At 67.2% G+C, this 25,661-nt stretch carries 26 protein-coding genes, 1 tRNA gene and 1 pseudogene; 17 read left to right on the top strand and 11 right to left on the bottom strand.

Annotation, left to right across the window (positions count from 1 at the left end; translation table 11 throughout):
* Positions 1–46: 46 nt before the first annotated feature.
* Both BPET_RS23660 and BPET_RS23655 read left to right on the top strand, forming a co-directional pair.
* Positions 47–1,012, top strand: coding sequence for a polyprenyl synthetase family protein (locus BPET_RS23660; RefSeq protein WP_041863237.1), 966 nt, complete (start codon positions 47–49; stop codon positions 1,010–1,012).
* A 42-nt stretch (positions 1,013–1,054) separates the two neighbouring features.
* Positions 1,055–1,131: transfer RNA gene (locus tag BPET_RS23655), tRNA-Pro, on the top strand.
* 177 nt (positions 1,132–1,308) lie between these two features.
* On the opposite strand, the gene BPET_RS23650 is transcribed toward BPET_RS23655, so the two are convergent.
* The 5 genes from BPET_RS23650 to mobA form a co-directional block, all read right to left on the bottom strand.
* On the bottom strand, positions 1,309–3,204 hold the full coding sequence (locus tag BPET_RS23650) for an LTA synthase family protein (protein ID WP_012251498.1): 1,896 nt from the start codon (positions 3,202–3,204) through the stop codon (positions 1,309–1,311).
* A 48-nt stretch (positions 3,205–3,252) separates the two neighbouring features.
* A complete protein-coding gene (gene nudC / locus BPET_RS23645; RefSeq protein ID WP_041863236.1) occupies positions 3,253–4,014 on the bottom strand; it encodes an NAD(+) diphosphatase in 762 nt (253 codons plus the stop codon).
* 90 nt (positions 4,015–4,104) lie between these two features.
* Entirely contained in the window at positions 4,105–4,644 is a 540-nt protein-coding gene (mobB, locus tag BPET_RS23640; RefSeq protein WP_012251496.1) for a molybdopterin-guanine dinucleotide biosynthesis protein B, read from the bottom strand.
* A gap of 20 nt (positions 4,645–4,664) precedes the next feature.
* On the bottom strand, positions 4,665–5,957 hold the full coding sequence (gene moeA, locus BPET_RS23635) for a molybdopterin molybdotransferase MoeA (RefSeq protein ID WP_012251495.1): 1,293 nt from the start codon (positions 5,955–5,957) through the stop codon (positions 4,665–4,667).
* Complete coding sequence (mobA, locus tag BPET_RS23630) at positions 5,954–6,544, bottom strand: molybdenum cofactor guanylyltransferase MobA (RefSeq protein WP_012251494.1); 591 nt, start codon at positions 6,542–6,544, stop codon at positions 5,954–5,956. Before mobA ends, moeA begins: the two co-directional genes overlap by 4 nt.
* A 182-nt stretch (positions 6,545–6,726) precedes the next feature.
* Here mobA and apbC point away from each other — a divergent pair, with 182 nt between their 5' ends.
* From apbC to BPET_RS23570, 12 genes are all read left to right on the top strand, one after another.
* Positions 6,727–7,815, top strand: coding sequence for an iron-sulfur cluster carrier protein ApbC (apbC, locus tag BPET_RS23625; RefSeq protein WP_012251493.1), 1,089 nt, complete (start codon positions 6,727–6,729; stop codon positions 7,813–7,815).
* A 10-nt stretch (positions 7,816–7,825) separates the two neighbouring features.
* The gene (locus tag BPET_RS23620; protein ID WP_041863235.1) at positions 7,826–8,386 is read left to right on the top strand and encodes a DUF3305 domain-containing protein; all 561 of its coding nucleotides are present in this window, start codon (positions 7,826–7,828) and stop codon (positions 8,384–8,386) included.
* Positions 8,383–9,069: a DUF3306 domain-containing protein gene (locus tag BPET_RS23615; protein ID WP_012251491.1), complete on the top strand. Its 687-nt coding sequence runs from the start codon at positions 8,383–8,385 to the stop codon at positions 9,067–9,069. Before BPET_RS23620 ends, BPET_RS23615 begins: the two co-directional genes overlap by 4 nt.
* Positions 9,070–9,095: 26 nt before the next feature.
* Positions 9,096–11,192: a 4Fe-4S binding protein gene (locus tag BPET_RS23610; RefSeq protein WP_012251490.1), complete on the top strand. Its 2,097-nt coding sequence runs from the start codon at positions 9,096–9,098 to the stop codon at positions 11,190–11,192.
* Positions 11,189–11,809, top strand: a complete 621-nt coding sequence (locus tag BPET_RS23605; RefSeq protein ID WP_012251489.1) for a TorD/DmsD family molecular chaperone — start codon at positions 11,189–11,191, stop codon at positions 11,807–11,809. The genes BPET_RS23610 and BPET_RS23605 overlap by 4 nt, the downstream gene beginning before the upstream one ends.
* 110 nt (positions 11,810–11,919) lie before the next feature.
* Positions 11,920–12,129, top strand: coding sequence for a formate dehydrogenase (locus BPET_RS23600; protein ID WP_041863234.1), 210 nt, complete (start codon positions 11,920–11,922; stop codon positions 12,127–12,129).
* An 11-nt stretch (positions 12,130–12,140) separates the two neighbouring features.
* Positions 12,141–15,107, top strand: coding sequence for a formate dehydrogenase subunit alpha (locus tag BPET_RS23595; protein ID WP_012251487.1), 2,967 nt, complete (start codon positions 12,141–12,143; stop codon positions 15,105–15,107).
* A gap of 9 nt (positions 15,108–15,116) precedes the next feature.
* Complete coding sequence (gene fdh3B, locus BPET_RS23590; protein ID WP_012251486.1) at positions 15,117–15,746, top strand: formate dehydrogenase FDH3 subunit beta; 630 nt, start codon at positions 15,117–15,119, stop codon at positions 15,744–15,746.
* Complete coding sequence (locus BPET_RS23585) at positions 15,743–15,970, top strand: hypothetical protein (protein ID WP_012251485.1); 228 nt, start codon at positions 15,743–15,745, stop codon at positions 15,968–15,970. The genes fdh3B and BPET_RS23585 overlap by 4 nt, the downstream gene beginning before the upstream one ends.
* Before the next feature lie 12 nt (positions 15,971–15,982).
* Positions 15,983–17,143: a formate dehydrogenase subunit gamma gene (locus BPET_RS23580; RefSeq protein ID WP_012251484.1), complete on the top strand. Its 1,161-nt coding sequence runs from the start codon at positions 15,983–15,985 to the stop codon at positions 17,141–17,143.
* Between the two features lie 17 nt (positions 17,144–17,160).
* The gene (locus BPET_RS23575) at positions 17,161–17,538 is read left to right on the top strand and encodes a hypothetical protein (RefSeq protein WP_012251483.1); all 378 of its coding nucleotides are present in this window, start codon (positions 17,161–17,163) and stop codon (positions 17,536–17,538) included.
* A complete protein-coding gene (locus BPET_RS23570; RefSeq protein ID WP_012251482.1) occupies positions 17,535–18,398 on the top strand; it encodes a formate dehydrogenase accessory sulfurtransferase FdhD in 864 nt (287 codons plus the stop codon). The genes BPET_RS23575 and BPET_RS23570 overlap by 4 nt, the downstream gene beginning before the upstream one ends.
* 24 nt (positions 18,399–18,422) lie before the next feature.
* Here BPET_RS23570 and BPET_RS23565 read toward each other — a convergent pair whose 3' ends face one another.
* Positions 18,423–19,535 carry a substrate-binding domain-containing protein gene (locus BPET_RS23565; protein WP_012251481.1) on the bottom strand — a complete coding sequence of 371 codons (1,113 nt, stop codon included), beginning with the start codon at positions 19,533–19,535 and terminating at the stop codon, positions 18,423–18,425.
* Between the two features lie 121 nt (positions 19,536–19,656).
* Here BPET_RS23565 and BPET_RS26840 point away from each other — a divergent pair, with 121 nt between their 5' ends.
* The 3 genes from BPET_RS26840 to BPET_RS23550 are packed head-to-tail and all read left to right on the top strand — an operon-like array spanning position 19,657 to position 21,982.
* Positions 19,657–20,400, top strand: a complete 744-nt coding sequence (locus BPET_RS26840; RefSeq protein ID WP_012251480.1) for an ABC transporter permease — start codon at positions 19,657–19,659, stop codon at positions 20,398–20,400.
* Positions 20,397–21,170: an ABC transporter ATP-binding protein gene (locus tag BPET_RS26835; RefSeq protein WP_012251479.1), complete on the top strand. Its 774-nt coding sequence runs from the start codon at positions 20,397–20,399 to the stop codon at positions 21,168–21,170. The genes BPET_RS26840 and BPET_RS26835 overlap by 4 nt, the downstream gene beginning before the upstream one ends.
* The gene (locus tag BPET_RS23550; RefSeq protein ID WP_012251478.1) at positions 21,167–21,982 is read left to right on the top strand and encodes an extracellular solute-binding protein; all 816 of its coding nucleotides are present in this window, start codon (positions 21,167–21,169) and stop codon (positions 21,980–21,982) included. The genes BPET_RS26835 and BPET_RS23550 overlap by 4 nt, the downstream gene beginning before the upstream one ends.
* A 17-nt stretch (positions 21,983–21,999) precedes the next feature.
* On the opposite strand, the gene BPET_RS23545 is transcribed toward BPET_RS23550, so the two are convergent.
* The 5 genes and pseudogenes from BPET_RS23545 to BPET_RS23525 all read right to left on the bottom strand — a co-directional run bounded on the left by BPET_RS23545 (position 22,000) and on the right by BPET_RS23525 (position 25,566).
* Entirely contained in the window at positions 22,000–22,440 is a 441-nt protein-coding gene (locus tag BPET_RS23545; RefSeq protein ID WP_012251477.1) for a CopD family copper resistance protein, read from the bottom strand.
* A gap of 102 nt (positions 22,441–22,542) precedes the next feature.
* The gene (locus BPET_RS23540; RefSeq protein WP_041863232.1) at positions 22,543–23,358 is read right to left on the bottom strand and encodes an META and DUF4377 domain-containing protein; all 816 of its coding nucleotides are present in this window, start codon (positions 23,356–23,358) and stop codon (positions 22,543–22,545) included.
* Positions 23,359–23,478: 120 nt separating this feature from the next.
* Positions 23,479–24,135: a DNA-3-methyladenine glycosylase I gene (locus BPET_RS23535; protein WP_012251475.1), complete on the bottom strand. Its 657-nt coding sequence runs from the start codon at positions 24,133–24,135 to the stop codon at positions 23,479–23,481.
* A pseudogene (locus tag BPET_RS23530) lies at positions 24,135–24,629 on the bottom strand (methylated-DNA--[protein]-cysteine S-methyltransferase); the annotation flags it as partial. The gene BPET_RS23535 and the pseudogene BPET_RS23530, both read right to left, overlap by 1 nt.
* Before the next feature lie 112 nt (positions 24,630–24,741).
* On the bottom strand, positions 24,742–25,566 hold the full coding sequence (locus BPET_RS23525) for an isocitrate lyase/PEP mutase family protein (RefSeq protein WP_012251473.1): 825 nt from the start codon (positions 25,564–25,566) through the stop codon (positions 24,742–24,744).
* Between the last annotated feature and the right edge of the window lie 95 nt (positions 25,567–25,661).

Here is a 25,661-nt window from a genome sequence, read left to right as displayed (position 1 = left end):
CCACCGAGCCACGGGTCGGCTCGACTTGTAATGTGCCGGATACGTCTTGAATCTCCCTGAGCTGATCGCCCCCATTGCCGATGACATGAAGGCCGTCGACGCGGTTATCCGCGGACGCCTCGATTCGGAAGTCGTACTCATCCGGACGATCGCCGATTACATCATCGGCGCCGGCGGCAAACGCATGCGGCCGGCCATGGTGCTGATGATGGCGCGCGCGCTGGGCTACCAGGGCGAGCACCACCGCCTGCTGGCCGCCGTGGTCGAGTTCATCCACACGGCTACCCTGTTGCACGACGACGTGGTCGACGAGTCCGACCTGCGCCGCGGCCGTGAAACAGCCAACGCCATGTTCGGCAACGCCGCCAGCGTGCTGGTGGGCGACTACCTGTATTCGCGCTCGTTCGAAATGATGGTCGAGGCCGGGTCGATGCGCATCATGCAGATCCTGTCCGAAGCCACCACCATCATCGCCGAGGGCGAGGTGCTGCAGCTGCTGAACGTGCACGATCCCGATGTTTCCCAGGCGCGCTACCTGCAGGTGGTGCGCTACAAGACCGCCAAGCTGTTCGAGGCCGCCGCCCAGGTGGGCGCGGTGCTGGCCGGCGCATCGCCCGAGCAGGAAGAAGCCGCCGCCGCCTACGGCCGGCACATCGGCACGGCGTTCCAATTGGTCGACGACGTGCTCGACTACAGCGGCGACGCCCAGGCCCTGGGCAAGAACGTGGGCGACGACCTGCGCGAAGGCAAGCCAACGCTGCCGCTGATCCGCGTCATGGAAACCGGCGCGCCGCAACAGCGCGAACTGATCCGCAATGCCATCAAGACGGGCGACGCCGATTTTGCCGCCGTGGCCCAGGCTATTCAGGCCACCGACGCGCTCGAGCATGCCCGCCAGGCGGCCCTGGCCGAAGCCGACGCCGCCCGCCAGGCGCTTGCCGGCCTTCCCATTTCCGTTTATCAGAAATCCCTGCTAGAATTCTGCGCTTTCGCGGTCAATCGAGACCGGTGAAAGCGGTTGTTGAAAACCCATGGTGAAAACCGAGGGTAAAGCCGGGGCGTAGCTCAGCCTGGTAGAGTACTGCGTTCGGGACGCAGGAGTCGGAGGTTCGAATCCTCTCGCCCCGACCATTGATTTGGTCGAATTCCCTGGTGGCGCTTCCCACGCCACTGCATAGGCCGGTATCGCGCAAGCGGTGCCGGCTTTTTTGCGTGGTGCGCACCACCATCAAGCACTGACTGCGATGGCCGGGGGCGTCATGCGCTTGCAGCCCGCCGGGCGCGGCAGGTTGCAAGCAGGGGGCGCCGCTACGCCGGTTGCGTGTCGCGCGGCACGCAGTAGCGCTCTTCCCGGTACGCCCAACTGGGCCATAGCGCGTGGGCCAGGGCTTCTTCGGCCAACGCCGCATCCGTGGGGGCGGGCTCGAAGGTTTCAGGCATGGCGTAGCGGAACTGCACCGGCGCCTTGCCGGGCAGCAGCACCAGCAGGTCGTCGCCTTTCAGGTAGCCGTAGTGGTTCTCGTACTGCATGATGGCGCGGTTGGGCGCGGCGCGGGTCAGGTCGCGGCCCACCATGGGGTGCGTGCACGCCACGCCGGCCAGCGACAACAGGGTGGGGGGCAGGTCGATCTGGCTGATGATGCTGTCGTCGCGCCGCGCCTCGATGCCGCCGCCCAATATGACCGCCGGTATGTGGAAATGGCGCACCGGCACCAGTGTGTCGCCGAACACGCGCGAATCGTGGTCGGCCACGATCAGGAACACGGTGTCGTCCCAGTAGGGGGCCTGGCGCGCGCGTTCGAAAAACTGGCCCAGTGCCCAGTCCGCATAGCGCACCGTGTTGTCGACCGTGGCGGGGTCGCCGTCTACCGCGATGCGTCCGGCCGGGTATTCCCATGGCGAGTGGTTCGATACGGTGAAAGCCAGGGTGAACGACGGCTGGTCGCCGTCGGCGCGCAGGCGGGCGTCCAGCTGTGTGTACATGTCTTCGTCTGACGCGCCCCAGGTGCCCACGAAGGCCGGGTTGGTGAAATCGGGGCGGTCGACGATCTCGTCGAAGCCATTGCCCAGGAAGAACGCCTTCATGTTGTCGAAGTGCGATTCGCCGCCGTAAATGAAACGCGAGTGGTAGCCGTGGCGGCCCAGCACGTCGGCCAGCGTGAAGAAGCCGCGCTGCGCGGCCGGCAGCTTCAGCACTGCCTGGGCGGGCGTGGGCAGGAAGCCCGCCGTCACGGCCTCCAGGCCGCGCACCGAGCGCGTGCCGGTGGCGTACGCGCGCGTGAACGCCCAGCCCTCGCGCGCCAGCGCATCCAGGTTCGGTGTCAGGTTGGCGCCGCCCAGCGCGGCGCTGTATTGCGCGCCCAGGCTTTCCTGCAGAACGATCACGATCTTGGCGGGGCGCTCGCGGGTGCGCGTGGGTTCCTGGCGGTGCACGCTGGGGTGCGTGGCCACGGCCGGCGGGCTGGGAAGGCCCGCGCACGACAGCACGACTTCATGCATGCGCTGCTCCGGCAGGCGGCCGTAGACGGCGGCGGCGGATTTCTCGTACTTCATGCTGTAGATCGCGTACAGCACGTTGTACAGCGAGTTCAGCGCCAGCGTATTCAGCATGCCGTCGTTGCTGTAGGCCACCGTGGACGGGTTGATGGGGCGATGCCCCAGCGTGCCGCGTATGGCCAGGATCACCACCGCCAGTATGGCCAGGCTGCCCAGGGCCATTTGCCACCAATTCCAGCGCGCGCCCGGTTCGGCGTTGCTGAAGAGCGCATGGCCGACGGCCACCAGCACCACCACAGCCACCAGCGCGCCGGCCAGCTCCGCCTTGTAGCCCCGCCACAGCATGCCGGAGACTTCGCGCGGGTGCTTCAGGTATTCGACGAACAGGCGGTTTGGCCGGGTGTCGTATTCGATGATGAAGGCCGGGGTGGCCACTTCCATGAAACCCAGCAGCACCCAGCACACCAGCAGCCAGATACCGGTGACCGTGGCGGCGCCTGGCAAGTGCCCCAGCCACGGAGACAGCACGGCGGGCCAGGCCGCCAGCACGGCGATCTGGTGGGTGTCGATGCGCAGCCCGCCCAGCAGGATGGGCTTCAGGCCGCCGGCATTCTGCACGCGTCGCCATTGCCAGGCGGCCAGCGCCAGGCGGCTGGCGGTCAGCAGCACATAGGCCGCGATAATGAACAGTAGAGTCGAATGTCGCATAGAGTTCGTCCGGGCCGGCGCCAGGCGCCGGCCGCGGCGCGGGCGAGGTCAGGAACGGATGCCGGCTGGCAGATTGGCGCGCACCAGGCTGCCCGCGATGGATTCGCGCATGGGGATCTCGGGCAGGGCATCGCCGGGGCCGTACCACCGCGCTTCGGCGATTTCGTCGGCTTGCAGGCGTAATTCGCCGCCGGAATATTCGGCGGTGAAGGCGATCATCAGTGAATGCGGGAACGGCCACGACTGGCTGCCGAAGTAGCGCAGGTTGTCGACCCGCAGGCCGACTTCTTCCATGACTTCCCGGTGAATGGCATCTTCGATGCTTTCGCCAGCCTCGACGAAGCCTGCCAGCGCGGTGTGGCGGGCCGTGGCATAGGTGGCGTGGCGCGCCAGCAGAATGCTGTCGCCCTTGCGCACCAGCACCATCATGGCCGGCGAGATGCGCGGGTAGGCCGACATGCCGCAGGCCGGGCAGCGCATGCAGAATTCATGGCCCACAGGCTGCATGGGGGTGGTGCATACGCCGCAGTATTTATGTGTGCGGGCCCACTCGGAAATCTGGAAGGCCCGGCTTGCCAGCGCGGCGCGGTCGCCCAGGTCGGCCATCAACGCGCGCAGCTTGCGAAAGGCGTAGCCCGGCGGCGCCTCGGCCGTGGCGGGCAGGTGGGTGGTGCGGATCTGCGGATTATCCAGCCATACTTGCTGCAGGGTCTCGGGCCGCAGTCCCAGGACGGAGCAGGTGGCGGCGTCGGGCAGGTCCAGCCCTGCTTCGCGCACCAGCAGTTCGTTGCCTCGGAAAATGAAATTCAAGGTGCTTCCTTGCGCGGATGGTTGTTTGCTGAAGGCGGTGGTCGCAGCCGGTACTTTACTGCCAGTTTCAGCGGCCAGGCAGGCAGAATATTACTTGCCGGCGGGTTCCGCCAGGCGCGCCACCGCGACGTCCAGGGGCCAGGCCAGGGTCTCGACCAGGTCGGCCACGGCGTCGGTGTCATCGAGCAGCACGCGCGGCAGTGGCGCGCCGTCGGGGACGATATCGCTGGCAATGGCGCCGATGCTGGGGTCGTCAGGATAGAGCCAGGGCTTGCCGTTGGCTTGCCGATGGACTTCGATCTTGATGTGCGCGTTGCGCTTGAAGCCTTCGACCAGGATGAAATCCACCGGACTCATGGCGCCCAGCAGCTCGCCCAGCTCGGGCTCGGCCGCGCCGCGCAGTTCGTGCATGAGCGCCCAGCGCGCCGACGAAGCCACCAGCACTTCGGTGGCGCCGGATTCGCGATGGCGGTAGGAGTCTTTGCCCGGCGTGTCGATGTCGAACTCGTGGTGGGCATGCTTGAGGGTAGATACGGAATAGCCGCGTGCTTTCAGGCAGGGGATCAGCTTGGTCAGCAGCGAGGTCTTGCCCGCGCCGCTCCAGCCGGCAAAACCTATGATTCTTGTCATTCGGGACTCGCGACGGGGGTTCAGATCAGGCCTTCGAAGGGCAGGACGTCGACCAGTTGCCCGGCTGCGACATCGCCCTGGTCGTGGTGGAGCACCATCAGGCCGTTGGCCTGGCTCATGCTGCGCAGGATGCCCGAGCCTTGCGACCCGGTAATGTCAACCTGCCAGCCGCCATCGGGCGCCGGGCTGACGATGGCGCGCTGGTATTCGGTGCGGCCGGGCTTCTTGCGGATGGGGCGCGTGGCGGCGCAACGCAGCAGCGGCAGCGGCTGCTGCGTGGCGCCGGCCATGGCGAGCAGGGCGTCGCGCACCAGCGCGTAGAACGTGACCATCACGGCGACCGGGTTGCCGGGCAACCCGAACAGGATGGCATCGCCGTGTTCGGCGTGGATGCGGCCGATGGCCATGGGACGGCCCGGCCGCATGGCGATGCGCCAGAACAGCACGTCGCCCAGCTGCGCCATGACGGTCTTGGTGTGGTCGGCTTCGCCCACGCTGACCCCGCCCGACGTGATGACCGCGTCGGCATTGGCGGCCGCCGTGGAGAAGGCCTCGGCCAGCGCCTGGGGGTCGTCGCGCACCACGCCCAGATCGATGACATCCACCCCCAGCCGCTGCAGCATGCAATAGAGGGTGTAGCGGTTGCTGTCGTACACGCAGCCTTCGTCGAGCGGTTCGCCGATGGAGCGCAGTTCGTTGCCGGTGGAAAAGAACGCCACCCGCAGACGCCGCAACACCGGGACTTCGGCCCGGCCCAGCGAGGCCAGCATGCCGATGTCGGCGGGGCGCAGGATGCGTCCGGCCGCAAGCGCCGCATCGCCTACCGCCAGGTCTTCGCCGGCCAACCGGCGGTTGTCGCCAGCGCGCACGGCGCCGGCCGGAATGACGATGCGGTCGCCGTCGAGGCGGGTGAATTCTTGCGGGATGACCGTATCCAGCCCGTCGGGCATGACCGCGCCGGTCATGATGCGTACGCACTGTCCGGGGCCCGCCTGGCCTGTGAAGGGGGTGCCGGCCAGCCCGCTGCCGGCCACCTGCAGCACGGTATCGGCGTCGGCGGCCAGATCGCGCCCGGCGAAGGCGTAGCCGTCCATGGCGGAGTTGTCGTGGGCGGGCACGTTCAGGTGCGATACGACATCGCTGGCCAGCACGCGGCCCAGGGCCGAACGCAGCGGCAGCATTTCGGCGGCGCGCACGCGCGGCACCAACTGGTCGATGAAGGCGCGGGCCTGGGCCACCGGGAGGGCGGCCGGATCGTAGCCGCTGATGCACGAGGCGATGGAAGCGAGGCTGGGGGGCAGGGGGCGGGTCATGGCAGTTGTTGCAGTTCGGCCAGCGTGTTCGCGCCAGCGAAGGCCGCGGCATCGTCGAAGCGGACCTCGACGCAGCGGTGCATGGCCGTCCAGGCGTCGATCTTGCGCTGCCCGCTTTGCAGGAAGGCCAGCAGGCTGGGCAGCAGCGAGGTTTTCATCAGGCAGAACACCGGCTGGGTGCGCAGCTGGCCGTTTTGCAGCGTGGCGGCCATGGCGATGTCGGCGTCTTGCCGGGCCAGTTCGCCGGCCAGGCGCTCGACCAGGTCGAGCGGAAAGCGCGGGCAGTCGCAGGGCACCGTGGCCAGGTAGGGGGTTTCGCAGCGTTCCAGGCCCACCGCCAGCCCGGCCAGGGGGCCGGCGAAGTCGGGCAGGTTGTCGGGCCACACCGGCACGCCCATGGCTTCGTAGGCGCCCAGGTTGCGGTTGGCGTTGACCATGGCCTGCCCCACTTGCGGCGCCAGCCGCAGCAAGGCGTGCATGGCCATGGGCATGCCTTGGTAGTTCTGCAGGCCCTTGTCGATACCGCCCATGCGGCTGCCGCGCCCGCCCGCGAGAATCAGGCCCGTAATGTCGGTTTTATCGATCATGGGATTCGATAGCAAAGCCGCGTTCAACCGCGCGGCGTGGCGGCCAGTATAGACCAGCCCGACGGGCGTTTCGCGCGCGCATGATGCACCCCATGCGGCAGCGCAAAGCGCTCTGCTAAGATGAATCGAGCCGGCCGCCGCGGCGGCCTTCCTTTTTCTCCGACTTCCACGCACAAGACCCCATGGTCGCTTCCGAACCTTTGTTGCAGGCCTTGCAGGCCGTCATCGATCCCAATACGGGCAAGCCCCTGGCCAGCCCCAAGGCGGTCAAGAATCTCCAGATCGACGGCGCCGATGTCGCCTTCGACGTCGAACTCGGCTACCCCGCCAAAAGCCAGATACCGGCCCTGCGCAGCGCCCTGGTCGCTGCCGCGCGCGGCGTGCCCGGCGTGGGCAATGTCTCGGTCAACCTGCGTACGGTCATCGTGCCGCACACGGCGCAGCGCGGCGTGGCACTGCTGCCCAACATCAAGAACATCATCGCCGTCGCCTCGGGCAAGGGCGGGGTGGGCAAGAGCACCACCGCCGTCAACCTGGCGCTGGCGCTGGCCGCCGAGGGCGCGCGGGTGGGCCTGCTCGATGCCGACATCTACGGCCCCAGCCAGTCGCTCATGATGGGCATCGACGCGCGCCCGCAAAGCGACGACGGCAAAACCATGGAACCGCTCGAAAACTACGGCGTGCAGGTCATGTCCATCGGGTTCCTGGTCGATCCCGACGAAGCCATGATCTGGCGCGGTCCCATGGCGGTGCAGGCGCTCGAACAGCTGCTGCGCCAGACCAACTGGAAAGACCTCGACTACCTGGTGGTCGACATGCCGCCCGGCACCGGCGACATCCACCTGTCGCTCAGCCAGAAGGTGCCCGTCACGGGCGCGGTCATCGTCACCACTCCCCAGGACATCGCCTTGCTGGATGCCCGAAAGGGGGTCAAAATGTTCGAAAAAGTCGGGGTACCGATCCTGGGCGTGGTCGAGAACATGGCGGTGCATGTCTGTAGCCAGTGTGGCCATGCCGAACACATATTCGGCGCGGGCGGAGGCAAGAAAATGGCGGCTGACTTCAATCTGGCCTATCTGGGCGCCTTGCCGCTCGACATCAACATCCGCCTGCAGGCCGACAGCGGCCAGCCTTCCGTGGTGGCCGACCCCGACGGCGAGGTCGCCGGCCTGTACAAGGCGGTGGCGCGCCAGGTGGCGGTATCGGTGGCGGGCATGGCCAAAGACCACTCCGCCAAGTTGTCCGCCATTTCCATCAGCCGGACAACCTAGGCAGTCTGCCATGAGCGAATCCCTGCCCATCAGCCTGGACGTGGCCGTGGTGATGCGCAAAGAACGCATCAACGGGCCGATGCGGCGCTGGCAGGAATGGCGCTGGGTGCTCGACGACGTGGTCGCCAACGAGGCCACGTTCGGCACGGCCGAGCGCCTGCTCTATAAAGACGACTCGCAAGAACGCTGGCTGCACCCGGGCTACACCGTGCGGCTGTTCAAAGACGACGCCGAAGGCTACGTGCTCAATGCCACCACGCCGGCGCCGTGCTGGTTCGTGTTGTGGCGCATGCACGAGCCCGAAGACGGCGGCGAACCACGGGCGCGGCCCGCTATTGTCACGCTCAGCTATCACGACGCCGGCCGCTGGCTCGATGCCCAGGAAACCGTCGAGCAGGTGCCGGCGCCGCCCGTCATCGTGGAATGGCTCAACGCCTTCATCGCCGCCCACTACGTGCCCGAGCCCAAGCGGCGCAAGCGCCCGGCCAGCTTCCAATCGCTGCAAGACCGCTTCGGCAACCCGGCGTCGGTGTCCACCCTGAAGAAATTCGGCGGCGAAGGAACATCATGACGGCGCCCGGGCACGATGGCTTCCTGCGCCGCTGGTCCCGCCGCAAAGAGCAGGCGCGCGGCGGGCAGGCGCCCGACGATGCGCCACCGTCCGGCGCACCGCAGCCGCTTGCCCTGGCGGACGGACCCGCCGATGCCCAGACCGTGCCACCCCCCGCGCAGGCGCCCGCCGAACCGCCGCCCCTCACGCTCGACGACGTGCGCGCGCTGACACCGGAATCTGATTTCGCGCCTTTCGTGGCGCGGCAGGTGGCCCCCGATGTAAAGAACGCCGCGCTGAAAAAGCTGTTCTCCGACCCCCACTACAACGTGATGGACGGTCTCGATACCTACATCGACGATTACTCCAGCATGGAGGCCTTGCCGGCACCCATGTTGCGCCGCCTGGCCAGCGCGCGGGCGCTGGCGATGTTCGAATCCGCCGAAGACGCGCTGCCGGCCGACCCGGCGCCGGTCGACCGGGTGTTGGCCAACCAGCCCCCGGCCGATCACGACGCCGCGCCGTCGCAAGCGCATGATTCTTCCCCAGCGGCCCCCCTCGAGCCGCTAGCCGCCCCTGCCGACGGCGCCGCGGCCACGCCCGCCGCCGATGCCGTGGCCACCGGCCCCGGCCCCGGCCGCGCAGCCGAACCAGATCCCGCCGCCGCCGCGCCCCGCCATGCCGGGGCGCGTGCGCGCGGCTGAAGCTTCTTTTTCATGCGACCGCACCCATGACTACGCTGATCTGCGACTGCAACCGCACCATGCCGCTGGACCCCGATGAACTCGGGCGCGCGCTGGGCGAGCCGCTGGCGCCGCATTCCCTGTTGTGCCGCAGCCAGGCGGGCGATTTCCAGCAAGCCATCCGCGGCGGCGGGCCGGTCGTGGTGGCGTGCACCCAGGAACAGCGCCTGTTTGGCGAACTGGGCAGCGCCACCGAAGGCGCCCTGGCGCCGGTGCGCTTCGTCAACATTCGCGAAACCGGCGGCTGGAGCCGCGACGCCGCCCAGGCCATGCCCAAGCTGGCGGCCTTGCTGGCCGCGGCCCACCTGCCCGATCCCGATCCGGTCGCCACGGTCACGTACCGCAGCGCGGGCCGCCTGCTGATCATCGGCCCGCTCGATCGCGCCGAGCAGGCCGCTGCATTGCTCGACGATGTCTTGCAGGTAACGCTGTTCGTGCAGGGCGAGGGCCGCGACGGCGGGACGCAGGCGCGCCGCTATCCGGTGCTGGCCGGCCGGCTGGAACATCTGAAGGGGCGGCTGGGCGCGTTCGAGCTGGCCTGGTCGCAAGACAACCCCATCGACCTCGACCTGTGCACCCGCTGCAATGCCTGCCTGGCCGCCTGCCCGGAAGGCGCCATTGGCTTCGACTACCAGGTCGACCTGGATCGATGTGCCTCGCATCGCGATTGCGTGGCGTCCTGTACGGTGGCGGGCGCCATCGATTTCCAGCGCCCGCCTCGCCAGTTCACCGAACAGTACGACCTGGTGCTCGACCTGGGCGCCACGCCGCAGATGCGCCGCCACGAGCCGCCGCAGGGCTATTTCACCTGGGACGGCCGCGACCCCGGCACGCTGCTGCGGCTGCGCGACATGGTGGGCGAATTCGAGAAGCCCAAATTCTTCGACTACAAATCTTCGCTGTGCGCGCACAGCCGCAACGAAACCATTGGCTGCAATGCCTGTGTCGATGTCTGTTCGGCCGAGGCCATCCGCAGCGACGCGCATCGCCAGCAGATCGTGGTCGACCCGTATCTGTGCGCCGGCTGCGGGGCCTGCACCACCGTGTGTCCGTCTGGCGCCATGGCCTATACGTATCCGCGCAGCCCCGACCAGGGCCGCAAGCTGCGCACCTTGCTGTCCACTTATGCCCAGGCCGGCGGACGCGACGCGGTGCTGCTGCTGCACAGCCAGCAGGGCGGCCAGCGCCTGGTGGAAACCTTGGGCCGCGCCGCGCAGCTCAAGCTGGCGCACGGGGTGCCGGCCAACGTGATTCCGGTGGCCTTGTGGCACGTGGCCAGCCTGGGGGTCGAGCTGTGGCTGTCGGCTGTGGCGTTCGGCGCCGCCCAGGTGGCGGTGTTGGCCAGCGGCGACGAGGCGCCGCAATATCTTGACGCGCTGGCCGCGCAAATGGAAACCGCGCAGTCCATCCTGAACGGCCTGGGCTATGACGGCACGCACCTGCATCTGGTGCGGGCCGATACCGCCGAAGCGCTCGACGATCACCTGCAGCGCATCGTGGCGCGGCATCCGCCCGTGCCGGCCCAGCCGGCGCGCCACGCGGCGGCGCCCGAGAAGCGCGCCACCCTGGCGCTCGCCCTGGACCATCTCATTGCTCATGCGCCCGGCCCCTTGCCGCAGGAAATCCCGCTGCCGGCGGGCGCGCCCGGCGCCGGCGCGCCCCTGGGCGCCGTCGCGGTCGACGCCCAGGCCTGTACGCTGTGCATGAGCTGCGTCAGCGCCTGCCCGGCCCATGCGTTGCAAGACAATCCGCAACTTCCGCAGCTGCGCTTCATCGAAAAAAATTGCGTGCAATGTGGATTGTGCGAAAAAACCTGCCCAGAAGACGCCATCCAGCTGGTGCCGCGCCTGCTGCTGTCCGAACGCCGCAAAGAAGCCGTGGTGCTCAACGAAACCCAGCCCTTCCACTGTGTGCGCTGCGGCAAGGCGTTCGGCACGCAGAAGGGCATCGACACCATGTTGCAACGGTTGGGCGGCCACGCCATGTTCCAGGGGGCGGCGCTCGAACGCCTGAAGATGTGCGGCGACTGCCGTGTCATCGACCTGTATTCCTCGCCCGACGAAACCCGCATCACCGACCTATGACAGCCACCGTCCCGCTTGCCGCCATCGGCCCCACCGGCCTCGACGAAGATGCCGCCCGCGCTGCAATCTATGGCTTGCTGGCGCACCTGTTCTATGCGCCGCCATCCGCCGAATTGCTGGCGCAGCTGCAAGAGCAGGCCGCCGCGTCCGGCAGCCTGCTCGAAGCGTCCTGGAACGCGCTGGCCGCCAGCGCGCGCGAGCTGGACGCGGCCACCGTCGCGTCCGAATACGACGCGCTGTTCGGCGGGGTAGGCAAACCCGAAGTCTATTTGTTCGGCTCGCACTACCTGGCGGGCTTCCTGAACGAAAAACCGCTGGTCCGGCTGCGCGACGACTTGTCCGCGCTGGGCCTGGCGCGCGACCCCGCCATGCCCGAAACCGAAGACCACATCGCTTATCTGTGCGAAGTCATGCGGCTGCTGATCACCGGGCCCGACGCGGCGGTGGCCAACCTGGCCCGGCAAAGCGCGTTCTTCGCCGCGCACATCCAGCCCTGGGCCGGCGATTTGTGCGATGCAATAGCCGCCCAGCCCGCCGCGCGGTTCTATGCCCGCGCGGCCGATTTCACCCGCGATTTCTTCCAGGTCGAGGCGCAGGGCTTCGACATGCTGGCTTAACGGCAAAACCGTCGTCGCGCCGGTCCCGGGCCGAGAAGATTGCCCCGGGCCAAGGGTAGGGGTACAGTATGCAAAGCATTTCATATCTGGTTGCTTCGGAGGAGACGGACATGTCCAAGACCCACCCCCGACTTTCGCGCCGGGCATTCCTGGCAAGCGCGGCCGGCGCCGGCGCCGCCGCGGCTGGCGCGGTGGCCTTGCCCGGTAGCGCGGCGCAGCCGCCATCCTCCGCTACTGCCTCACCCCCCGCGCCAGCGCAGGGCGGCGGCTATCGCCTCAGCGAACACGTCAAGCGGTACTACAAAACCACTCTCGTCTGACGGAGCCCGGCATGTTGCTAACCAAAAAAACCGATGCCGCGCGCGATGCCGCGGCAGAGTCGAGCTTCATGCAAAGCCTGCGGCGCGGCATGTCGCAGGCCTTGCCCACCATGGACCGCCGCGCGTTCCTGCGGCGCTCGGGCATCGGCGTGGGCGCCGGCCTGGCGGCCGCGCCGCTGGCGCTGGTCAGGCAGGCCGAAGCCGCCGACGAGCGCCAGGCGCCCCTGGGCAAAACCAAGACCACCACCCACCGCACGGTCTGTACGCACTGTTCGGTGGGCTGTGCCATCGATGCCGTGGTCGAGAACGGCGTCTGGGTGCGCCAGGAACCGGTCTTCGATTCGCCCATCAACCTGGGAGCGCACTGCGCCAAAGGCGCCGCGGTGCGCGAGCATGGCCACGGCGAACACCGCCTGCGCTATCCCATGAAGCTGGTCGACGGCAAGTACCAGCGCATCAGCTGGGACACCGCCCTGAACGAAATCAGCGCCCACCTGATGCAGCTGCGCAAGGAAAGCGGCCCCGACTCGGTCTACTGGATCGGCTCATCCAAGCACAGCAACGAACAGTCGTACCTGATGCGCAAGTTCGTCAGCTACTGGGGCAGCAACAACTGCGACCACCAGGCGCGCATCTGCCACTCCACCACGGTGGCCGGCGTGGCCAATACGTGGGGCTACGGCGCCATGACCAACTCGTACAACGACATGCAGAACGCCAAGGTCGCGTTGTACATCGGGTCTAACGCCGCCGAAGCCCATCCGGTGTCGATGCTGCACATGCTGCACGCTAAGGAAACCGGCTGCAAAATGATCGTGGTCGACCCGCGCTTCACCCGCACGGCCGCCAAGGCCGACCAGCACGTTCGCATCCGTTCCGGCACCGACATCCCGTTCCTGTTCGGCCTGCTGTATCACATCTTCAAGAACGGCTGGGAAGACCAGGCCTATATCAACGCGCGCGTTTATGGCATGGACAAGGTCAAGGCCGACATCCTGGCCAAATGGACGCCCGACAAGGTGCAGGACGCCTGTGGCGTCGACGAGGCCACCATGTACGGCGTGGCCAAGACCCTGCACGAAAACCGCCCCGGCACACTGGTGTGGTGCATGGGCCAGACGCAGCACTCCATCGGCAACGCCATGGTGCGCGCGTCCTGTATCGTGCAGCTGGCGCTGGGCAATGTCGGGGTGTCCGGCGGCGGGGCCAACATCTTCCGCGGCCACGACAACGTGCAGGGCGCCACCGACATCGGCCCCAACCCCGATTCGCTGCCCGGCTACTACGGCCTGACCGAAGGCTCCTGGAAGCACTTCGCCAACGCGTGGGGCGTCGACTACGAATGGATCAAGGGCCGCTACGCCTCGCCCGAGCTGATGAGCAAGCCCGGCATTACCGTGTCGCGCTGGATCGACGGCGTGCTGGAAGACCCCAGCGTCATCGACCAGCCCACCAACCTGCGGGCCGTCGTCTACTGGGGCCATGCGCCCAACTCGCAGACGCGCGGGCTGGAAATGAAGCGCGCCATGGACAAGCTCGACCTGCTGGTGGTGGTCGATCCGTATCCGTCGGCCACGGCGGCCATGGCCGCCATGCCGGGCAAGGCCGAAGACCTCAACCCCAAGCGCGCGGTCTATCTGCTGCCGGCGGCCACGCAGTTCGAGACCAGCGGGTCCTGTACGGCGTCCAACCGTTCGCTGCAGTGGCGCGACAAGGTCATCGATCCGCTGTGGGAAAGCCGCACCGACCACATGATCATGTACCAGCTGGCCGAAAAGCTGGGCTTTGGCAAAGAGTTCGTCAAGAACTACAAGCTGCAGAAGGTCAAGGGCATGGATGAGCCCGTCATCGAAGACGTGCTGCGCGAAATCAACGCCTGCTGCTGGACCATCGGCTACACCGGGCAAAGCCCCGAGCGCCTGAAGGCCCACATGCGCAACATGCATGTGTTCGACGTCAAGACCTTGCGCGCCAAGGGCGGCAAAGACGCCGAAACCGGCTACGACCTGACCGGCGACTACTTCGGCCTGCCGTGGCCCTGTTGGGGCACGCCCGAGCTCAAGCACCCGGGCACGGCCAACCTGTACAACACCAGCCTGCACGTCATGGATGGCGGCGGCAACTTCCGGGCCAACTTCGGCGTGGAGCGCGATGGCGTCAACCTGCTGGCCGAAGACGGCTCTCACTCTAAAGGAGCCGACCTCACCACCGGGTATCCCGAGTTCGACCACATCCTGCTCAAAAAGCTGGGCTGGTGGAACGAGCTCACCGATGCCGAGAAGGCTGCGGCCGAGGGCAAGAACTGGAAAACCGATTCGTCGGGCGGCATCATCCGCGTGGTCATGAAAAACCATGGCTGCTATCCGTTCGGCAATGCCAAGGCGCGCGCGGTGGTGTGGAATTTCCCCGATCCCATCCCGCAGCACCGCGAGCCCATCTATGGCACCCGGCCCGACCTGGTCGCCAAGTACCCCTCGCACGACGACCTGAAGAATTTTTGGCGCCTGCCCACGCTTTACACGTCGCTGCAGAAGAAGAACGTGGCCGACAAGCTGTACGAGAAATTCCCCATCATTCTTACCTCGGGGCGCCTGGTCGAGTACGAGGGCGGCGGCGACGAAACACGTTCGAACCCCTGGCTGGCCGAACTGCAGCAAGAGTGCTTCGTCGAGATCAACCCCAAGGCAGCGGCCGACCGCGGCATCAGCAACGGCGACCGGGTGTGGGTGTCCACGCCCACGGGCGCGCGCCTGAACGTGCAGGCGCTGGTTACCGAACGGGTGGGGCCCGACACGGCGTTCATACCCTTCCACTTCGCGGGGCGCTGGCAGGGGGCCGACCTGCTGTCCAGCTACCCGGAAGGCGCGGCGCCCATCGTGCGTGGCGAAGCGGTCAACACCGCTACCACTTACGGCTACGACTCCGTCACGATGATGCAGGAAACCAAGACCACGATCTGCAACATCGCGAAGGCCTAGGAGACCGCCATGGCAAGAATGAAGTTCGTCTGTGACGCCGAGCGCTGTATCGAATGCAATAGCTGCGTCACCGCGTGCAAGAACGAGCACGAGATTCCCTGGGGCGTGAACCGCCGCCGCGTGGTCACGCTGAACGACGGCGTGCCGGGCGAAAAATCCATTTCGGTGGCCTGCATGCACTGCAGCGATGCGCCCTGCATGGCGGTGTGCCCCGTGAACTGCTTCTACCGCACCGACGAAGGCGTGGTGTTGCACAACAAAGACACCTGTATTGGCTGCGGCTACTGTTCGTACGCCTGTCCGTTCGGCGCGCCGCAGTTCCCGTCGCAGGGCACGTTCGGCGTGCGCGGCAAAATGGACAAATGCACGTTCTGCGCCGGCGGCCCCGAAGAACACGGCAGCGAGGCCGAGTTCGAAAAATACGGCCGCAACCGCCTGGCCGAGGGCAAGCTGCCCGCCTGCGCAGAAATGTGCTCCACCAAGGCGCTGCTGGCCGGCGACGGCGATGTGGTGGCCGATATCTTCCGCACGCGGGTGGTGCACCGGGGCAAGGGCGCCGAGGTCTGGGGCTGGGGCACGGCCTATGGCTCGCAGCAGGCCGGCCAGCCGCCTGCCGCTGGCGCGAAGGACAAATCATGAACGCGCGCATCGGTATCGTGGCGCTGCTGGCGCTGGGCCTGGCGGCCTGCTCCGAGCCCTCGCAGGAATTGCATTCCGGCAACAACACCGGCGAACCCGCATACGTCGGCACCGGAAGCAATTTCGTGGCCCCGGGCTGGAAGCCTGGCGACAAAGCCAGCTGGCAGCGCGAACTCGCCCAGCGCACCCAGCGCGGGCAGAACGAGTACAACAAAGTCAACTGACCGGAGGCTGCCATGGTACGGTCATTCTTCGCGGCACTCTTGCTCGGCGCCACGTTGCTGGCTCCGGCGGCGGCGCAGAACACCGCGCCCGCCGATGGCGGTCTGGGCGGCATCAAGAACGCCAATATCTTCGAGGTCAAGCCCGACGCCAACGAGCTGCCCGGCTACGCCGAGCAGACCAACGGCCAGCGCGCCAAGGTGCAGCCCGGCAACAATGCGCCCATGTGGCGGCAGGTGAATTCCGGGCAGCCCGGCTACAGCAGCCTGCCGGCCAGCGAAGCGCCCGAGGCCGGCGTGCTGATCCAGCGCTTCGTGCAGTATCCCGGGTCCCGCTACACCACCGCCGGCGAAGCCTGGCGGCAGGTGCGCAACCACTGGCTGGTTCCGTACGGGGGCGGCCTGCTCTTGATCGTGCTGGTGGCGATCTTGCTGTTCTACCTGGCCAAGGGCAAGGTCAAGGTGCACGGTCCGGAAACCGGCCGCAAGATCGAGCGCTTTACCTATTTTGAACGCGCCGCCCATTGGGTCAACGCCACGGCCTTCGTCATTCTGGCGCTGTCGGGCATCGTGATGGCATTCGGCCGGCACATCCTGTTGCCCTGGATGGGCAGCGCCATCTACGGCTGGCTGGCCTGGGTGCTCAAGACCACCCACAATTTCGTCGGCCCGGTGTTCGCGGTGTCGCTGGTGGTGGTGCTGGCCACGTTCGCCAAAGACAACATGCTGCGTCGCTACGACCTCACCTGGCTACGCCGGGGCGGCGGGCTGCTGCGCGCCCGGCATGTGCCGGCGGGGCGCTTCAATGCCGGCGAAAAGCTCATGTTCTGGATAGGCATGCTGCTGTTTGGCCTGCTTGCGGTCGGCTCGGGGCTGTTCCTTGACCGCGTGGTGCCGGACGCCATGGTGTACACGCGCGGCAACATGCAGATCGCCCACATGATCCACGCGGTGTCGGTCATACTCATGATGTGCATGCTGATGGGCCACATCTACCTGGGCACCATCGGTATGCAGGGCGCCTACAAGGCCATGAAAACCGGTTATGTCGATGAGGCCTGGGCGCGCGAACACCACGACGTCTGGTACAGCGATATCCAGTCGGGCAAGATCCCGGCCCAGCGTACGGCCGCCAAGGCCGCCAAGCGGCGCGGCGCCCGCCCGGCCGGCGCCTGACCCCGAAGGAGCACGTCATGAAACTGCTTGCCGCGTTGCCGCTGGCCATGATTGCCGCCGCCGCCCATGCCACCCTGCCGGCGCCCAGCGCCGAGGCCCAGGCCAAGGCCGCCGAAGCCAAGGCCAAGGCTGCCTGGAGCGGCAAGGTCGCCGCCTACAAGCTGTGCCAGGTGCAGGATACCGTGGCCGAACAGTATTTCGCGAGCGCGCGAGCGGCAGGCAAGAATGCCGCGCCGCCCCTCCCCACGCCCGAATGCAAAGATCCGGGCCCGTTCGTGTATGCGCCGGCGCCAGTGCAGCCGCGCGAGGGGTCCGGCGCGCATTCGCCCGCCGAAACCGCAAGCCAGCCGCCCAGCTCGCCTCAGCCTGAATCCGACGGCAAATCCGCCAAGTGACCGCTTCCAGCCTGTCGTTGCCGCAACTGACCCAGGCGCGCGCCCCGCTGACGCGGGAAGTCACCGTGGTCAACGAGCACGGCGCGTCGGAAACCGTGTCCATTCCGGCGGAGCGGCCGCTTACCATTTACGTCGACCGGCGCGAGCTGGTCACGCTGATGACGCTGGGCGCCATGCCCGAACTGCTGGTGCTGGGCTATCTGCGCAACCAGCGCCTGATCCGCGATGTGAGTGACGTGCTGTCGATCATGGTCGACTGGGAAGTCAACGCCGCCTCGGTGGTTACGCGCGACGGCATTGCCGATATCGAATCCCGCACGGCCCAGCGCGTGGTGACCACGGGCTGCGGGCAGGGCAGTGTATTCGGCGGCCTGATGGAAGAACTCGACTGCATCCGCCTGGCGCCGGAGGCCCGCGTGACGCAGGCGCAACTGTACGGTTTGCTCAATGCCATACGGGTGCAGGAAACCACCTATAAGTCGGCGGGCTCGGTGCATGGCTGTGCGCTGTTCCGCGGCGAAACCATGCTGATGTTCGTGGAAGACGTCGGCCGCCACAACGCCATTGACACGCTGGCGGGCTGGATGTGGCTGCAGCCGCCGGCCGAGCAACGCGGCGCCGACAAAATCTTCTACACCACCGGCCGCCTGACCAGCGAAATGATCATGAAGTCGGCCCAGATGGGCGTGCCCATTGTCGTGTCGCGCAGCGGCATGACGCAGATGGGCTACGAAATCGCCAAGGGCCTGGGCTTGTGCGCCATCGGCCGTGCGGTGAACCGGCACTTCGTGTGCTACACGGCCCCCGAGCGGCTGGTGCCCCAGCCCGAGCTGGCGGCCGCGCGCGCCGCCACGCCCTAGGGGCTGCAATCGCGTCCTGCCACCCTAGCGGGCGCGGCGCCGCGGCTTGCTGGTCGGAAAACTCCACCACGGCAGCACCCGCCGCATCGACAGCACTTCCCCGCTTTGCGCGGGCGCGTAGCCCGGCATGCGCGACAGGGCCGCCTGCCATGGGGCGCTGCGCAAGATCGCCAGCAGCGCCTGGGTAGAAGGCTGCTCCAGCGTCGATTTCAAGCACACTAGAAAATAGTTTTCCCGCACCAGCGGCAGGAAATCCAGGCCGTGCTGATGCGCCACCGGTTCGATGCCCAGCCCCGCGTCGGCGGTGCCGGCGGCAATGGCATGGGCCACGGCGGCGTGCGATGGTTCGGTGCGGGCATAACCGGCAATCGCCGAGGCGGGCAGCCCCGCCTGTTCGAGCAGTTCGTCGAACAGCACGCGCGTGCCGCTGCCCAGCGCGCGGTTCACATAGCGCACGCCGGGGCGCCGCAGATCTGCCAGCGCGGCCAGGCGCAGGGGGTTGCCGCGCGCCACGATCAGGCCCTGGCTGCGCTGCGCGAATCCGATGATCTTGTGCAGCCCCGGTTTGAGCAACGGCTTGTAGATGCGCTCGGTCAGCGAGCCAGGCACCGGATCTTGCCGTGTATGAAAGCCGGCGATCACACAGCGCCCCTCGTTCAGCCCGCGGATCGCATCCACGCTGCCGGTATAGCGAATGTCGAGGTACAGCTTGGCGCTGGCCACCGCGTGTTCGCGCAGTGCGCCCAGGGCGTCATCATGGCTGGCATACAGCGGCACCACATGGGCCGCGTCGTCGAACGCCATGGCGAAGGCGCGTTCGAGGTCGGCGCGCAGGGCGTTGATTTGTGGCCCCAGCCGCGCCTGGGCCTGGCGCTCGGCCCACAGCAGCTTTTCTCCGAACTCGTTCAGGCGCGCCGGCTGGCCCTTGTCCCACACGATAAGGGTGCGGCCCAGGGTTTGTTCCCAGCGCTTGAGTTCACCCCATACGTGGCGGTACGACAGGCCCAGCGACTTGGCCGCGGCCGAAATCGAACCCTGCTGCCGCACGGCGAACAGCAGATCCATCAGCGCGTTGCCGATGGTGGCAGGGGCAGCGTCGGTGCCGCCCAACTGGTAGGAAAGGTCGATACGATGCACGTCCGCGAGTATGCACTAAATGCCAGGGCGCGAGCGCGCGGCCCAGCCTATGCAAAGTTATTCATATGGCTTGCATGATACTGCTGGGCTACCCTCTGTGCAGGTCTCGCATGTACCCATCATGAATACCTTATCCGAAAGCGTGCTGACTGCATTGCAGTTGATCGTCGGGGCCGATCCGGTGCTGCTGTCCATCGTGGTCAGGTCTCTGGCGGTCAGCGCCTGCGCCTGCCTGCTCGCGTGCAGCGCCGGCATGGTGGCCGGCTCGTGGCTTGCCGTGGCGCGTTTCCGTGGGCGCGGCATCGTGCTGACATTGCTGAATACCTCGCTGGCCCTGCCTTCCGTGGTGGTGGGCCTGGTGGTCTACTTGCTACTGTCGCATTCCGGCCCGCTGGGCTTTCTGGGCTGGCTGTTTTCGTTCAAGGCCATGGTGCTGGCGCAGGCGGTGCTGGTCTGTCCAGTGGTCACCGCGCTGGTCCGCCAGACCGTCGAAGACGCCGAGCGCCACCATGGCGAGCAGTTGCGGTCATTGCGCGCGCGCACGCTGGTGCGCAGCCTGCTGCTGGTCTGGGACGAACGCTTCACCCTGCTCACCATTGTCATTACCGGCTTCGGACGCGCCATTTCCGAAGTGGGGGCGGTGATGGTGGTGGGCGGCAACATCGAAGGCTATACGCGCGTCATGACCACGGCTATCGCGCTGGAAACCAGCAAGGGCGACCTGCCGCTGGCCCTGGCGCTGGGCCTGTTGCTGCTGTTTGTGGTGCTGTTGCTGAACGTGCTGGCTTCGCTGGTGCGGCGCTGGCGCGAGCGGCGCGACGCGGGGCTGTCAGGCCTGTTCGGCCACGCCGGGGCACTGTCATGAAGCGCCCTGACACAGAAACCGGCCCGGGCGCCGCCACCGCCGGGCGCCGTGCGGACCACCGCGCCGCCACGCCGCTGTTCGACTTGCGCGATGTCGATGTCAATTACGGTGCCGTGCGGGCCTTGCGCGGCGTTTCGCTGACCATCCATGCCGGAGAATGTGTGGCGCTGGTGGGCGCCAATGGCAGCGGCAAGAGCACCTTGCTGCGCCTGCTGCATTGCCTGATCCAGCCCACGCGCGGCCAGGCCCGCTGCGTGGCGCGGCGACGCCAGGCCATGCTGTTCCAGCAACCCTACATGCTGCGCACGTCGGCGTTGAACAATGTTTCGCTAGGCCTGTGGCTGCACGGCGTGCGCTGGCGCGACGCCCGCGCGCAGGGCAGGCAGGCACTGCAGCTGGCCGGCATGGCGGAGCTGGCGGCGCGCAATGCCAAGACCTTGTCAGGCGGCCAGCAACAGCGGCTGGCCATGGTGCGCGCCTGGGCGCTGGCGCCCGAAGTGCTGCTGCTGGACGAGCCCACCGCCAGCCTGGACCCCCATGCCAAGCGCGAAGTCGAGCAGATGATGGCCGATTTCACGCCGGCCGGCGTCAGCGGCGCGCCCGCCATGGTATTCAGCAGCCATAACCTGGGGCAGGTAAAGCGGCTGGCGCGGCGCGTCGTGTATCTCGAGCGCGGCAGCATTGTGGCCGACCTGCCGGTGGACGATTTTTTCTACGGCCCGCTGCCCGAGGCCGCCAGCCAGTTCGTCAAAGGAGAACGCATATCATGAAGCTGTTCACGCTATTGCGACGGGCCACCGCGCCGGTCCTGTTGGCGGCCGCGGCCCTGGCGGCGCCGGCGAGCGCCGAAACCATCGTCATGGCCTCGACCACGTCCACCGAGCAGTCCGGCCTGTTCTCGCACCTGCTGCCTGCGTTCAAACAGGCCACCGACATCGACATCAAGGTCGTGGCGCAGGGCACGGGGCAGGCGCTGGACATGGCCCGCCGCGGCGATGCCGACGTGCTGTTCGTGCACGACCAGGTTGCCGAAGAAAAATTCGTGGCCGAAGGCTACGCCACCAGGCGCTATCCGGTTATGTACAACGACTTCGTGTTGATCGGCCCGGCCGACGATCCCGCCGGCGTCAAGGGCAATGACATCGTGCGGGCGCTGTCCAAGTTGGCCAAGGCCGATGCGCCGTTCGTGTCGCGCGGCGACAAGAGCGGCACGCACGCGGCCGAACTACGCTTCTGGAAGGCCGCCGGCGTGGACGATCAGGGCAAGGGCTACAAGGCCTGTGGTTGCGGCATGGGGCCGGCGCTGAACATGGCTTCGTCGATGAATGCCTATGTGCTGTCCGACCGCGGCACGTGGCTTAGCTTCAAGAACCCCGGCAGCCTGAAGGTTCTGGTGGAGGGCGACAAGCGCCTGTTCAACCAGTACGGCGTCATGGTGGTGAACCCGGCCAAGTATCCCCATGTAAAGGCGAAACCGGCGCAGCAGTTCGTTGACTGGGTAACGTCGAAAGCGGGCCAGGACACCATTGCCAGCTATAAGGTCAACGGCCAGCAGCTGTTCTTCCCGAACGCCGATAAGTGATGCCCGGGCCGGGGCCGCTACCAGTGCAGGTAGAACATGGCCTTGGCCAGCAGCACGATCAGCACCACGTGGCAGAACACGCTGATATGAATGCGGCGCGAATTGCGCCCATTCAGCCGCCCGCGGCGCTGCAACGCCATAGCCGTCAGAAAGTGGCCGAACACGCTGACCGCCAGGACGATCTTCAGGCCCAGCAGCAGTCCAAAACTGCTGGCCAGGGGCTGTGCCAGCGCGGCGCGGTGTTGCCAGGCCAGGCCCAGGCCCGCGCCGTATAGCACCAGCAATATCCAGGGCACCACGCGGCGCGCCCGCGCGCCGATGGCCGACTCGATCAGGCGCATGGCCTCGCGCGGCACATGCTTGCGCACGCCTTCGAGCATGACGACTTCGAAGAACACCGTGCCGGCAAAGGCCAGCGCGGCGAACAGGTGCAGGATCAGCAGGACGGGATAAGCCATGGCGCGAAGCAGGCGGAGTTAAGGATCAGGTCGATGTTGACCTTGCCGGCCAGCCGGGCCAATGACGGGAATCAATCCGCGCCGGCCCGGCCTGCCGCGGTGCTACCGGCCTTCCTGGGCGCTTTCTACCACCATGTCCAGCACATAGGCGTAGCGCGAAGCGTCGGCGGGCACTTGCTGGCGTTCATAGCGCTTGATGCGCAGCACATTGCGCACGCCGGGCTCGTGGGTATACCCCTCGATGTCGCTGTAGAAGGCCTGCCACTTGCCGTGGCCGGTTTTCAGCCCTTGGCTGTCGTACCGCACTTCGCGCACCTGCAGGCATTGCTTGTTGGGGATAAGGGGGTGCGAGCAGGGCACGCGCTGCGCCGCCACTTCCAGGAACATGATCTGCTCGGCCGAACCGTAGCGGGTTTCGTCGGTGGGCGTGCCGGCCAGCGTCCATTGCGCGCCATCGCTGAAGCCCAGCGTCAGCGTGGGGCCGTCTTGGCCCGGGTCGATGCGCCAGGTGGCGGCCTTCGGCAATTGCTGGCCGACGGCTTGTTCGTACTGCATCAGGTCGGGCTCGCCGCAGGCCATCATGGTGCCTACCACTTGCGAGATTTTCAGTTGATTGCCCTGCGCGTCGTAGCCGGCGCCCAGACGATTGCACAGCCCCGACACCGACAGGCGCTGGTTGGCGAAGCTCAGGCGCAGCGGCGCGCCATTGCGCGTAACGGGCGGCATCCAGCGGGTTTGCGTGGCGCCGCCGGCATCGCGCGCCCCGGTGAGGTCCCAGTGGTAGGCCGACAGGGTGGTTGTCGAAGGCGGCGCGGGCTCGGCGGCGGCCGCCGTGGAATTGCGGTTTTGGTCCATGGCGCAGGCAGCCAGCAGCCCAAGGGCGCTGGCGAAAAGAAGTCGGAATAGCGGGTGTTTCATGATTGCGCCTTTGCGTGAATGCCTCAAGAGGCGGAACATTTAATTATGGCGCGAACCCCTGCCATGCGGGCCGGTGCGGCGGCGGATCTTTGCGATGCTTGTAGATATTTGCATTGTGTATCAAGTGCGCGGCCAGACGCCAGAACTGCCGCGGCGATGGCTGTCGACCAGGTGCGTGTCGATGATGCCGGTGGCCTCCATCAGGGCGTGCATGGTGGTCGGCCCCACGAACGAGAAGCCGCGCTGGCGCAAGGCCTTGCTCAGCGCCGTAGAGGCCTCGGACACGGTGGGAATTTCCACCAACGTGCGCGGGGCGGGCGTGGTTGCGGGTTGAAACGACCAAATAAAATCCGCCAGCCCGCCATCGCGCCGCAGGGCGATCGTGGCGGCCGCATTGTTGATGGTGGCCACGATCTTGGCGCGGTTACGCACGATGCCGGTGTCGGCCAGCAGGCGTTCGACGTCGGCCGCCGTGAAGGCCGCCACCACGTCAGGATCGAACCGGCGAAAGGCCGCGCGGAATGCCTCGCGCTTGCGCAAAATCGTGGCCCACGACAGCCCCGACTGGAAGCATTCCAGGCTCAACCGCTCGAACAGGCCATGCTCGTCGCGCACTGGCATGCCCCATTCGGTGTCGTAATAGTGGCGCAGCAGCGGGTCTTGCGCCGCCCAGGGCGGCCGCGCCAGGCCGTCCGCGCCGATGATGACGTCGCTGGGGGCCGATGCCGCGCGCTCGCGCGTGGCGCGCCCCTTCACGCTCTGGGGGCGGGCGCTCATGCGGCCAGCCTGCCTTGCCCGCTTTCCAGGGCCAGCAGCAGGGCCTTGGCGCGCAGCCCGCCGGCGAATCCGGTCAGGTCGCCCGACGCGCCCACCACCCGATGGCAGGGCGCCACGATAGAGATCGGGTTGCGCCCGTTGGCCGCGCCTACGGCGCGCACCGCCTTGTCGCGGCCGATCTGCATGGCAATGTCGCGATAGCTGCGCGTCTGGCCGTAGGGAATAGTGAGCAGCGCGGCCCACACCTGCTTCTGGAACTCGGTGCCGTTGAAGTCCAACGGCAGGTCGAAGCCGCTGCGCTTGCCGGCGAAATATTCGCCCAGCTGTTGCTCGGCTTCCAGCAACACGGGGTGCTGCACATCTTCCCGCATGGGGCCCAGACGAACACGCTCGGGCTTGTCGTTTTCCCACAGAATGGCGGCCAGCCCTGATGTGCTGGCTACCAGTTTCAACTGGCCGACGGGCGAGGCGATGGTCTTGTAGGCATAGGTCATGGTCAGGCTCCTTCGCGCGGCTTTGCCGCCGCATTGGCAGGGTTCCAGTCTAGGACCGCCTGCCGGCGGCCGGCACTCGCATTCTTGTCGCCGATTTCCCGCCGCGCTTGCCTCAGGGGCGTGGCGCAAACAGCGCGTTGAGTGTATCGCCGGCAGCCGCATGGGCGAAAGCCGTGTCGAAACGCCCTTGCGCCAATGCCTGCGCGGCCTGCATGAACCCGCCCCAGGCCGAGCGCGCCAGCGCCCCGCCCACGCTGATGCGGCGCACGCCCAACGCGGCGATATCTTGCAGGCTGAGTTCGCTGACGGATCCCACCAGCAGGTTCACCGGCTTGGGCGCCACGGCCGCCACGACCGCCGCGATCTGTTCGCGGCTGCGAATACCCGGCGCATACAGGCAGTCGGCGCCGGCCTCGGCATAGGCTTGCAGGCGCGCGATGGCATCGTCCAGGTCGGGACGGCCGGCAAAGAAATTCTCGGCGCGGCCCACCAGCAGCGTGCCGGTGCCCGCCGCGTCGATGGCGCCCCGCGCGGCGCGCAACCGTTCAACCGCGACCTCGATCGGAAACAGCGGATCGTCGGGATTGCCCGTGGAGTCTTCAACAGACAAGCCGGCCACGCCGGTTTCCACCGCCAGGCGCACATTGCGCGCCACGCCTTCGGCATCCGGCGCATAACCGTTCTCGAAATCGGCGTTCAGCGGCAGGCCGGTAGCGGCCACCATGGTGCGCAGGTGCGCCAGCACCGACTCCAGCGTGGCGGCGCCGTCGCGCCGGCCCTGCGACCAGGCCATGCCCGAACTGGTGGTGGCCAGCGCCTTGAAGCCCAGGCTTTCCAGGAACCTGGCGCTACCGGCATCCCAAGGGTTGGGCAGGATGAAGCAGCCTTGTTCATGCAGGGCATGGAAGGCGGCGCAGGCGGCAGAAGGCGTAGGCATGGCGGCGGGCTCCGGCGTGAAATGCGGTCTGTGGGATGCTGTCAGGGTGTGTTCATGGTACCCAATATAGGCCGCGGGCATGTGACTTGCTGGCC

Origin of the sequence: Bordetella petrii (assembly GCF_000067205.1) — a bacterium.
Classification (GTDB): Bacteria; Pseudomonadota; Gammaproteobacteria; order Burkholderiales; family Burkholderiaceae_B; genus Bordetella_A; species Bordetella_A petrii.
Note: the sequence above shows the minus strand (reverse complement) of the source record. Positions and strands in the feature narration are given on the sequence as shown.

Coding starts and splice junctions, on each gene's coding strand:
- BPET_RS23650 (WP_012251498.1), bottom strand. CDS start 3,204: ATGCGACATTCGACTCTACTGTTCATTATCGCGGCCTATGTGCTGCTG.
- mobB (WP_012251496.1), bottom strand. CDS start 4,644: ATGACAAGAATCATAGGTTTTGCCGGCTGGAGCGGCGCGGGCAAGACC.
- moeA (WP_012251495.1), bottom strand. CDS start 5,957: ATGACCCGCCCCCTGCCCCCCAGCCTCGCTTCCATCGCCTCGTGCATC.
- mobA (WP_012251494.1), bottom strand. CDS start 6,544: ATGATCGATAAAACCGACATTACGGGCCTGATTCTCGCGGGCGGGCGC.
- apbC (WP_012251493.1), top strand. CDS start 6,727: ATGGTCGCTTCCGAACCTTTGTTGCAGGCCTTGCAGGCCGTCATCGAT.
- BPET_RS23620 (WP_041863235.1), top strand. CDS start 7,826: ATGAGCGAATCCCTGCCCATCAGCCTGGACGTGGCCGTGGTGATGCGC.
- BPET_RS23615 (WP_012251491.1), top strand. CDS start 8,383: ATGACGGCGCCCGGGCACGATGGCTTCCTGCGCCGCTGGTCCCGCCGC.
- BPET_RS23610 (WP_012251490.1), top strand. CDS start 9,096: ATGACTACGCTGATCTGCGACTGCAACCGCACCATGCCGCTGGACCCC.
- BPET_RS23605 (WP_012251489.1), top strand. CDS start 11,189: ATGACAGCCACCGTCCCGCTTGCCGCCATCGGCCCCACCGGCCTCGAC.
- BPET_RS23600 (WP_041863234.1), top strand. CDS start 11,920: ATGTCCAAGACCCACCCCCGACTTTCGCGCCGGGCATTCCTGGCAAGC.
- BPET_RS23595 (WP_012251487.1), top strand. CDS start 12,141: ATGTTGCTAACCAAAAAAACCGATGCCGCGCGCGATGCCGCGGCAGAG.
- fdh3B (WP_012251486.1), top strand. CDS start 15,117: ATGGCAAGAATGAAGTTCGTCTGTGACGCCGAGCGCTGTATCGAATGC.
- BPET_RS23585 (WP_012251485.1), top strand. CDS start 15,743: ATGAACGCGCGCATCGGTATCGTGGCGCTGCTGGCGCTGGGCCTGGCG.
- BPET_RS23580 (WP_012251484.1), top strand. CDS start 15,983: ATGGTACGGTCATTCTTCGCGGCACTCTTGCTCGGCGCCACGTTGCTG.
- BPET_RS23575 (WP_012251483.1), top strand. CDS start 17,161: ATGAAACTGCTTGCCGCGTTGCCGCTGGCCATGATTGCCGCCGCCGCC.
- BPET_RS26840 (WP_012251480.1), top strand. CDS start 19,657: ATGAATACCTTATCCGAAAGCGTGCTGACTGCATTGCAGTTGATCGTC.
- BPET_RS26835 (WP_012251479.1), top strand. CDS start 20,397: ATGAAGCGCCCTGACACAGAAACCGGCCCGGGCGCCGCCACCGCCGGG.
- BPET_RS23550 (WP_012251478.1), top strand. CDS start 21,167: ATGAAGCTGTTCACGCTATTGCGACGGGCCACCGCGCCGGTCCTGTTG.
- BPET_RS23545 (WP_012251477.1), bottom strand. CDS start 22,440: ATGGCTTATCCCGTCCTGCTGATCCTGCACCTGTTCGCCGCGCTGGCC.
- BPET_RS23540 (WP_041863232.1), bottom strand. CDS start 23,358: ATGAAACACCCGCTATTCCGACTTCTTTTCGCCAGCGCCCTTGGGCTG.
- BPET_RS23535 (WP_012251475.1), bottom strand. CDS start 24,135: ATGAGCGCCCGCCCCCAGAGCGTGAAGGGGCGCGCCACGCGCGAGCGC.
- BPET_RS23525 (WP_012251473.1), bottom strand. CDS start 25,566: ATGCCTACGCCTTCTGCCGCCTGCGCCGCCTTCCATGCCCTGCATGAA.